Annotated in this window: 8 protein-coding genes and 1 pseudogene; 3 read left to right on the top strand and 6 right to left on the bottom strand. The window is 69.4% G+C overall.

All coding sequences use genetic code 11. The annotated features are described in order from the left end of the window. Window positions 1-1,001: pseudogene (locus A5711_RS13695) on the bottom strand (primosome assembly protein PriA); the annotation flags it as partial. A gap of 110 nt (window positions 1,002-1,111) precedes the next feature. Further along, entirely contained in the window at window positions 1,112-1,846 is a 735-nt protein-coding gene (locus A5711_RS13700; protein ID WP_067947311.1) for a lysoplasmalogenase, read from the bottom strand. On the opposite strand from A5711_RS13700, the gene A5711_RS13705 reads away from it, so the two are divergent. The 3 genes from A5711_RS13705 to A5711_RS13715 are packed head-to-tail and all read left to right on the top strand — an operon-like array spanning window position 1,845 to window position 5,314. Beyond that, window positions 1,845-2,819, top strand: coding sequence for an alpha/beta hydrolase (locus A5711_RS13705; protein WP_067947313.1), 975 nt, complete (start codon window positions 1,845-1,847; stop codon window positions 2,817-2,819). The genes A5711_RS13700 and A5711_RS13705 overlap by 2 nt on opposite strands. Before the next feature lie 22 nt (window positions 2,820-2,841). Then, a complete protein-coding gene (locus A5711_RS13710; protein ID WP_067947315.1) occupies window positions 2,842-3,807 on the top strand; it encodes an alpha/beta hydrolase in 966 nt (321 codons plus the stop codon). A gap of 10 nt (window positions 3,808-3,817) precedes the next feature. Further along, on the top strand, window positions 3,818-5,314 hold the full coding sequence (locus A5711_RS13715) for an NAD(P)/FAD-dependent oxidoreductase (protein WP_067947316.1): 1,497 nt from the start codon (window positions 3,818-3,820) through the stop codon (window positions 5,312-5,314). On the opposite strand, the gene metK is transcribed toward A5711_RS13715, so the two are convergent. The 4 genes from metK to gmk all read right to left on the bottom strand — a co-directional run bounded on the left by metK (window position 5,311) and on the right by gmk (window position 8,915). Beyond that, window positions 5,311-6,522, bottom strand: a complete 1,212-nt coding sequence (metK, locus tag A5711_RS13720; protein WP_067947318.1) for a methionine adenosyltransferase — start codon at window positions 6,520-6,522, stop codon at window positions 5,311-5,313. The two genes, A5711_RS13715 and metK, sit on opposite strands and share 4 nt — an antisense overlap. 96 nt (window positions 6,523-6,618) lie before the next feature. After that, entirely contained in the window at window positions 6,619-7,872 is a 1,254-nt protein-coding gene (gene coaBC / locus A5711_RS13725) for a bifunctional phosphopantothenoylcysteine decarboxylase/phosphopantothenate--cysteine ligase CoaBC (protein WP_067947320.1), read from the bottom strand. 15 nt (window positions 7,873-7,887) lie between these two features. Further along, window positions 7,888-8,214 (bottom strand): DNA-directed RNA polymerase subunit omega, encoded by a 327-nt coding sequence (gene rpoZ, locus A5711_RS13730; protein WP_067947322.1) that lies wholly within the window; start codon window positions 8,212-8,214, stop codon window positions 7,888-7,890. Window positions 8,215-8,288: 74 nt separating this feature from the next. Next, the gene (gmk, locus tag A5711_RS13735; RefSeq protein ID WP_067947324.1) at window positions 8,289-8,915 is read right to left on the bottom strand and encodes a guanylate kinase; all 627 of its coding nucleotides are present in this window, start codon (window positions 8,913-8,915) and stop codon (window positions 8,289-8,291) included. Window positions 8,916-8,937: the final 22 nt, after the last annotated feature.

Consider the following 8,937-nt stretch of genomic DNA (forward strand, 5'->3'; position numbering starts at 1 on the left):
CGCGCGGTGCGCGCGGCCGGGTCGCGTTCGTCGGCGTAGCCCGTGTCGTCGAGGGCGACCACCCGTGGGGTGCGGGCGCGCACCACCGCCCGGGTCGCGACGATGTCGTGCGCCCACCCACTGCGCACCAGCGCCTGGGCTTCCGCGGTGCGCGCGTAACCCCCGATCAGCGCCGCACAGCGCGCCTGATGGGCCCGCAGCATCGCCACCTCGCGGGCGTGCGGGTAGGGCGCCCGCGGCTCGGCGAGCGAGTCGTCGGCGTCGGCCCACACCATGACGAGCCCCAGGTCGCTGAGCGGAGCGAAAACCGCGCTGCGAGTGCCGATCACCAGCCGTGCCTGACCGCGCAGCGCCGCGAGCCACCGCCGGTACCGGGCCGCCGGCCCCAGCCCGGCCGACAGCGCCACCACGCCGCTCTCGTCGATCCGCGCGGTCGCGGCCCGCCACAGCGCGTCCAGGTCCCGCTGATCGGGAACGATCCCCAGCACCGCCCGTCCGGCCAGAATGGTTTGCACGGCGGCTTCGGCGAATCGGTCCGCCCACGACTCCCCCGGCAGCGCCTGCCAGACGGCCCGCGCGGCCCGCGACTCGGCCAGGGCGGCCAGGAACTGGGCGCCTCGCGCGTACCCATCCCACGCCGACGGGTCGACGGGCGCGGGCACCGGCAACCGGTGGGGCGTCGTCGGTTCCCGCTCCACCCGGGCGTGCCGGGCCGGCACCGCCAGCCGCAGCACGTCCGGCCGGGTCCCGGCGTAGCGCGCCGCCACCGCATCGACCAACCGGCGGATCTCCGGCGTCAGCACGGGTTCGGCCGACACGACGCGGTCCAGATAGCCGAGCTTGCCCTGATGATCGGTGTCATTGCGGCGCTCCAGCAAGAAGGCGTCGACCAGGCGGCCGTGAAACCGCACCCGCACCCGCGCCCCGGGCTGGGCGTCGTCGGACTGCTCGGCCGACACCAGGTAGTCGAACTCACGGTCCAGGTGCGGAACCGAGAGCATCGGCAGCACCCGCGCGATGGGTTCCACCTGAACGGGCGTGCGCACGGCGCCGCTCACGGCACCCCTGCGCGCCGAATTATGTTGCTGCTCAACGCCTTTACCGTCCGGGATCAGCTTTCGGCCGGTTTCACGGGGTCGGCGTCGGCCGGCGCCTCACGACCGAAGAAGAACCCGGCCGTCATCAGGATCAGCGCGGCGGCGTACGACCACCAGATCGGCACCGCCAGTGCCTCGTTGCCCAGGATGAATCGGCCGATGGCGATCAGCGAATCGGACACCGCGAAACACACCGCCCCCACCGCCGTCCAGATCGTCGGCAGCTGCGCCACCAGCGCGGCGCACACCATCGCGGTCAGCACGAGGATGTAGGCCGTCACCGGAAGCTTCAGCTTGTCCAGGTGCGGCCAGAACCACGCCAGCAGCGCGATGGTGGCCAGGCACATGGCCACCACGGCGGCGATGCGCGGCTTCGACGGGCGCCTTGCCGCCAGGGGCACGAGCGCGCCCAGGAAGCACAAGTGCGCCAACAGGAATGCGGCCAGGCCCACGACGAAGGACGGCTCCCACCACGGGATCGCCAGCGCCCAGTCGCCGATGGCCGACAGCAGCAGCGCCGGCATCAGCCACCGCCGCTCGCGGACGACGGCGTGGCCGACCGCGGCGGCGGTCAGCAACAACGCCATCGACGCCTTGAACAGCGGCTGGAGCACCCAGTGCCCGGTCAGCTCCGTTCCCGGCGGCGAACCCAACGCCAACACCGTCAGGTAGACGCCATAGCCGAGGGCCGCCCAGCCGGCCACCACCCAGCCGCCGAACACCAGACGCGGTGCGTACGGTACGTCCATGCCAAGCTTGGATAACACAGCCGACGAAAAGCCCGCGATCGACCCCATCCTGCAGAAGGTACTGGATGCGGTTCCCTTCCGGCTATCCACCGACGACGGTGTTGATGCCGCGCGTCAGCGGTTCCGCGACCTGCCCCGCCGGCCACTGCATCCGGAGCTGCGCGTCGAAGACCGCACCATCCAGGGTCCGGCGGGGCCGATCGGCATTCGGATCTATTGGCCACCAATCGATTTGGGCGCAAGCACCGGGAGTACCGCGCCGCCGGTGGTGCTGTATTTCCACGGCGGTGGCTTCGTCGTGGGTGACCTCGACAGCTACGACGGCACGGCCCGCCAGCACGCGGTGGGCGCCGACGCGATCGTGGTGTCCGTCGACTATCGGTTGGCACCCGAGCATCCATACCCCGCGGCTATCGAAGATGCCTGGGCCGCAACGCTTTGGGTCGCCGAGCACGCCGGCGAGTTGGGCGGTAATCCGAATCGGTTGGCCCTGGCCGGGGATTCAGCCGGCGGAACCATCACGGCCGTAACGGCACAGCGGGCGCGTGATAGCGGCGCGCCGCTCATCGCGTTCCAGCTGCTGTGGTATCCCTCCACAATGTGGGATGCCTCGCTGCCGTCCTTCACCGAGAACGCCGCCGCGCCGATCCTGGATGTCAAGGCCGTCGCCGAGTTCTCGCGTTGGTACGCGGGCGAAGTCGACTTGTCCGCCCCGCCGCCGGGCATGGCGCCGGGACGTGCCGCAGACGTGTCCAACCTGCCGCCCGCCTACATCGCCGTCGCGGGTCACGACCCGCTGCGCGACGACGGCATTCGGTACGGCGAGCGGCTGGCTGGAGCGGGCGTTTTGGTCGAGGTGCACAACGCCGAGACCCTGGTGCACGGCTACCTCGGTTACGGCGGTGTGGTGCCCGCCGCCACCGCCGCGATGGAGCGCGGGTTGAGGGCCCTGCGAACCGGGCTGCGCGGGTGAATGCGGGGCGTACGGTGAATCCATGACGGAGCCCACCTTCGCCCGACCCGGCATCGATCCGGCGTTCAAGGCGTTGCTCGACGCCTTCCCGATGACCTTCAGCGCAGCCGACGGCGTGGAGGTTGCACGCTCGCGCCTGCGGCTGCTCCAGGTCCCTTCCGAAATGCTGCCGGACCTGCGCATTGAGGACCGCACGATCGGTCACGGGGAGCTCACCGACATTCCCGTGCGCATCTACTGGCCGCCCCTGGAGCCGGAGGAGGCGTTGCCCGTCGTCGTCTTCTACCACGGCGGCGGCTTCTGCCTCGGCGGACTGGACACCCACGACCCCCTCGCCCGCGCGCACGCCGTCGGGGCCGAGGCCATCGTGGTGTCCGTCGACTACCGGCTGGCGCCCGAGCATCCGTTCCCGGCCGGGGTCAACGACTCCTGGGCGGCGTTGCAGTGGGTCGCCGAGCACGCCGCCGAGCTGGGCGGTGACCCCAGCCGCATCGCCGTCGCCGGCGACTCGGCCGGCGGCAACCTGGCCGCCGTGATGGCGCATCTGGCCAGCCAGAACGACGGACCCGAGCTCAGCTTCCAGCTGTTGTGGTACCCGGTCGTCACCGCGGACCTGTCGCTGCCGTCGTACACCGAGAACGCCAACGCGCCCATCCTGGACCGCGACGTGATCGACGCCTTCCTGTCCTGGTATCTGCCCGACCACGACATCAGCGACCCGACGGCACTGCCCGTCACCCTGGCCCCGGCGAACGCGACGGACCTGTCCGGGTTGCCGCCCGCCTACATCGGCACGGCCGAACACGATCCGCTGCGCGACGACGGGGCGCGCTACGCCGAGCTGCTGGACAGCGCCGGCGTGGCCGCGGAATTGAGCAACGAGCCGAACCTGGTGCACGGCTACGCCAGCTTCGCTCTGGTGATTCCCGCGGCCGGCGATGCCACCGACCGGGGGCTGGCCGCACTCAAGAAAGCACTACACCCCTAGGCGGACACCGATGAGCAGCACTCCCGACTGCCACACGCTGATCGTCGGCGCCGGCTTCTCCGGAATCGGCGCCGCCATCAAGCTCGACAACGCCGGGCTGTCGAACTATCTCGTCGTCGAGGCGGGCGACGGGGTCGGCGGGACGTGGCACTGGAACACCTATCCCGGTATCGCCGTGGACATTCCGTCGTTCTCCTACCAGTTCTCCTTCGAGCAGAGCCCGGACTGGTCGCGCACCTACGCGCGGGGGCGCGAGCTCAAGGCGTACGCCGAGCACTGCGTCGACAAATACGGGCTCCGATCGCGAATCCGGTTGAACACCAAGGTGCAAGCCGCCGAGTTCGACGACGAACAGTGCCTGTGGCGGGTGCAGACCGACCCCGGCGGCACGGTGACCGCCCGATTCCTGATCAGCGCCTGCGGCGTGCTCACCGTGCCCAACCTGCCCGACATCGACGGCGTCGACAGCTTCGGCGGCATCACGATGCACACCGCACGCTGGGATCACGACCAGGACCTGAGCGGCAAGCGCGTCGCGATCATCGGCACCGGGGCCTCGGCCGTTCAGGTGATTCCCGAAATCGCGCCGATTGTCAAGCAGCTCACCGTTTTTCAGCGCACCCCGATTTGGTGCTTCCCCAAGCTGGACGTCGCGTTGCCCGCGCCGGCCCGTTGGGCGATGCGGATCCCCGGCGGCAAAGTCGTGCAGCGGTTACTCAGCCAGGCCTTCGTCGAAGTCACCTTCCCGATCTCCGCGCACTACTTCACCGTCATCCCGCTGGCCAAGAGGATGGAGTCGGCGGGGCTGGCGTATCTGCGCAAACAGGTTCACGACCCGACGGTGCGCGATCAGCTCACCCCGCGCTACGCGGTCGGCTGCAAGCGCCCCGGTTTCCACAACGAGTACCTGGCCACGTTCAACCGGGACAACGTGCGGCTGGTCACCGAGCCGATCGACAAGATCACACCGGCGGCCGTAGCCACCACCGACGGCGAGAACCACGACGTCGACGTGTTGATCCTGGCCACCGGCTTCAAAGTGATGGACCCCGACGACGTCCCGACGTTCGCGGTCACCGGAAGCGGCGGCAAATCCCTGAGCCGGTTCTGGGACGAACACCGGCTGCAGGCCTACGAGGGAGTCAGCGTCCCCGATTTCCCCAACCTGTTCACGGTGTTCGGTCCGTACGGCTACGTCGGCTCTTCATACTTCGCGCTCATCGAGACGCAGACCCACCACATCGTGCGGTGCCTCAAACGGGCCGAGCGCGAGGGGGCGACGCGCGTCGAGGTCACCGAGGAAGCCAACGACCGGTACTTCGACGAGATGATGCGCCGACGGCACCGGCAGATCTTCTGGCAGGACAGCTGCCGGCTGGCCAACAGCTACTACTTCGACAAGAACGGCGACGTGCCGCTGCGCCCCACCACCACGGTCGAGGCCTATTGGCGCAGCAGGCGATTCGACCTGGACGACTACCGGTTCACTAAGGCCGGCGTCCCCTAGACGGCGCGCTTGAGGTCGTCGACCTTGTTCAGCTGCTCCCACGGCAGCTCGATGTCGGTGCGGCCGAAGTGGCCGTACGCGGCGGTCTGGGCGTAGATCGGCCGCAGCAGGTCCAGGTCGCGGATGATGGCGCCGGGCCGCAGGTCGAACACCTCCGGGACGATCTTCTCGATCTTGACCGGGTCGACCGTGGCGGTGCCGAAGGTCTCGACGAACAGGCCGACGGGGGCGGCTTTGCCGATGGCGTAGGCCACCTGCACCTCGACCCGCTCCGCGAGGCCGGCGGCGACGATGTTCTTGGCCACCCAACGCATCGCGTAGGCCGCCGAGCGGTCCACCTTGGACGGATCCTTGCCGGAGAAGGCACCGCCACCGTGGCGGGCCCACCCGCCGTACGTGTCGACGATGATCTTGCGGCCGGTCAGCCCCGCGTCGCCCATCGGGCCACCCAGGACGAACTTGCCGGTCGGGTTGAAAAGCAACCGCGTCGACGAGGTGTCCAGCGTGTCGTGAGCCAGGTCGTCGAGGACGGTGTTGACCACCTTTTCCCGCAGGTCGGGGGTCAGGGTGCGCTCGAGGTCGATGTCGGCCGCGTGCTGGGTGGAGATGACCACGGTGTCGAGCCGGACCGGGACGTTGTCTTCGTATTCGATGGTGACCTGCGTCTTGCCGTCCGGGCGAAGGTAGGGCAGCACGCCGTTCTTGCGCACCTCGGTCAGCCGCCGGGACAGGCGGTGCGCCAGCGCGATGGGCAGCGGCATCAACTCGGGGGTGTCGGCGATCGCGTAGCCGAACATCAGGCCCTGGTCACCGGCGCCCTGGGCGTCCAGCGGGTCCCGCTCACCCTCGACCCGGGCCTCGTACGCGGTGTCGACGCCCTGGGCGATGTCGGGCGACTGCGCGCCGATGCCGATGTTCACCCCGCAGGACGCCCCGTCGAAACCCTTGTCCGACGAGTCGTAGCCGATCTCGAGGATGCGCTCGCGGACCGTGTTGGTGATGTCGGCGAATGCCTCCTTCGCCGTCGTCGTCACCTCGCCGACGACGTGCACCTGGCCGGTGGTCACCAGCGTCTCGACCGCGACACGTGAGCGGGGGTCCTGCGCCAGCAGGGCGTCGAGGACCGAGTCGCTGATCGCGTCACAGATCTTGTCGGGATGTCCCTCAGTCACCGACTCACTGGTAAACAGGCGACCATTTTCGCTCACAATCTCAATCCTTCCGAATAATTAGTTAACCGAATTATATGGGCGGGCGTCGTCCGGCCAGCACCTGGCCCGGCGCCACAGGAGAACCGAACCGTATTACCCGCCGCCGTGCAGAAACGTGGCGATCGCATCCACGATACGACTGGCCATCAACGTCTTGGAGCCGTGCTGCAGCGCCGACTCGGTGCCATCGGAGGCGAGCAACCACCCGTCGTTGCTGTCCACCTCGAACGCCCTGCCGTCGCCCACCGCGTTGACCACCAACAGGTCGCAGCCCTTGCGGCGCAGCTTGGCACGGGCGTGGAACAGCACATCCCCGTTGGCATCGCCCGTCTCCGCGGCGAACCCGACGATGGCCCGCATGTTGGGCAGCTCGCCGTTGGCGCGCGCCCGCACCGCGCCGGCCAGCACGTCGTCGTTGCGCACCAGCTCGATCGCCGGTGGCCCCTCGTCACCCTTTTTGATCTTGGCGGCGGAAACCTGCGCGGGCCGGAAGTCGGCGACCGCCGCCGCCATCACCAGCACGTCGGCCGCGGGGGCGTGCTTGGCCACGGCGTCGCCGAGCTGCTCCGCCGAGCTGACGTGAACCACCTCGACGCCCGCGGGGTCGATCAGTCCCGCCGTGTGCCCGGCGATCAGCGTGACTTCGGCGCCGCGCTGGGCGGCGACGCGCGCCACCGCGTAGCCCTGCTTGCCCGAGCTGCGGTTGCCGATGAAGCGCACCGGGTCGATCGGTTCGCGGGTGCCACCGGCGGTCACCAGCACCTTGCAGCCGGCGAGGTCGTAGGGAAGCGCGTCGTGGCGTTCCAGCAGCAGCTGGGCCAGCGTGGTGATCTCCTCCGCTTCGGGCAGCCGCCCTGACCCGCTGTCGGCGCCGGTGAGCCGGCCGAACGCGGGTTCCAGCACCACCGCGCCGCGGCGCCGCAGCGTCGCCACGTTGTCGACGGTGGCCGGGTGCAACCACATCTCGGTGTGCATCGCCGGCGCGAACAGCACCGGGCACCTCGCCGTCAGCAGGGTTGCGGTCAGCAGGTCGTCGGCGCGGCCGTGCACCGCGCGGGCCAGCAGGTCCGCGGTCGCGGGCGCCACCAGGACCAGATCGGCCTTCTGGCCGAGCTGGACGTGCGGCACCTCCGGGACGTTTTCGAAAACCCCGGTGTGCACCGGTTGGCCGGAGAGCGCCTCGAAGGTGGCCGCCCCGACGAACCGCAAGGCGGATTCGGTGGGGATGACCCGGACCAGGTGGCCGGCCTCGGAGAGCTGACGAACGACCGTGCACGCCTTGTAGGCGGCGATGCCTCCGGAGACCCCGACGACGACTTTTTTCGCGACCCGATCGCGGTTGTCCACAGCGCGCCGGGCCTGTTACTCGCCCTCGGTGTGCTCGAGCAGGTCGGCGTGGATTTCGCGCAGGGCGATCGACAGCGGCTTCTCCTGAAGCCCCGGCTCGACCAGCGGCCCAACGTATTCGAGGATGCCCTCGCCGAGCTGGTTGTAGTAATCGTTGATCTGGCGGGCCCGCTTGGCGGCGTAGATCACCAGGGCGTACTTGCTCGACACGCGGTCCAGCAGCTCGTCGATGGGCGGGTTGGTGATGCCCAGCGGGGTGTCGTAGGCGCCCTGCACTCCCGCAGAGGGGTCGAACCGATCGGGGACGGCGGCCAACGCGGCGTCGGACTGCGGAATGGTCACTTAGGTCAATCTCCTCAAAGTACGAAGGCGGTCAGAGCCCCGAAACGGCTTAACTACCGCTGGCAATTCGATGCTCAATCTCGATTGGATCTGTTCTGACTGGTCTGGCCAGGCGCATCATGCCGAGCCGGCGCAGTTTCCACCAGCAAGGATACCAATTCGGCGCACGCGGACTCCAATTGACGGTTGACCACGACCTCGTCGAAGTCGTCCTGGGCCGCCATTTCGATGCGGGCGGTCTCGAGGCGACGCCGCATGGCCTCCGGGGTTTCGGTGCCCCGGCCGACGAGCCTGGACTTCAGGTCCTCCCAGCTGGGTGGGGCCAGAAAGACGGTGATGGCCTCGGGCATCGCCTTTTTCACCGCCCTGGCGCCGGCCAGGTCGACCTCGATGAGTACCGGGATCCCGGCGGCGGTGGCGGTGCGCACCGGCTCGGCCAGGGTGCCCGAACGGTGCAGTCCGCCGTGGATGTCGGCCCACTCCAGCAGCGCGCCGTCGTCGATGAGCTGCTGGAAGCGGGCGGGACTGACGAAGTGGTAGTCGACGCCGTCGACCTCGCCCGGCCGCGGCGCCCGCGTCGTGGCCGAGACGCTGAAATGCAGGTCCGGTATCCGCTCGCGCAGGCACCGGACCACTGTCGACTTGCCGACCGCGGAGGGACCGGACGTCGAGCACGGGACGCGTCCCACACCACCTGGCAAGGGACGCGTGGTCGTGCTGTCC

Source organism: Mycobacterium sp. E2238 (assembly GCF_001672665.1).
In the GTDB taxonomy this organism is placed as follows: Bacteria; Actinomycetota; Actinomycetes; order Mycobacteriales; family Mycobacteriaceae; genus Mycobacterium.

What these genes read in the sequence shown, in the direction of transcription:
- A5711_RS13705 (WP_067947313.1), top strand. Translation starts at nt 1,845, where the DNA reads ATGCCAAGCTTGGATAACACAGCCGACGAAAAGCCCGCGATCGACCCC.
- A5711_RS13700 (WP_067947311.1), bottom strand. Translation starts at nt 1,846, where the DNA reads ATGGACGTACCGTACGCACCGCGTCTGGTGTTCGGCGGCTGGGTGGTG.
- A5711_RS13710 (WP_067947315.1), top strand. Translation starts at nt 2,842, where the DNA reads ATGACGGAGCCCACCTTCGCCCGACCCGGCATCGATCCGGCGTTCAAG.
- A5711_RS13715 (WP_067947316.1), top strand. Translation starts at nt 3,818, where the DNA reads ATGAGCAGCACTCCCGACTGCCACACGCTGATCGTCGGCGCCGGCTTC.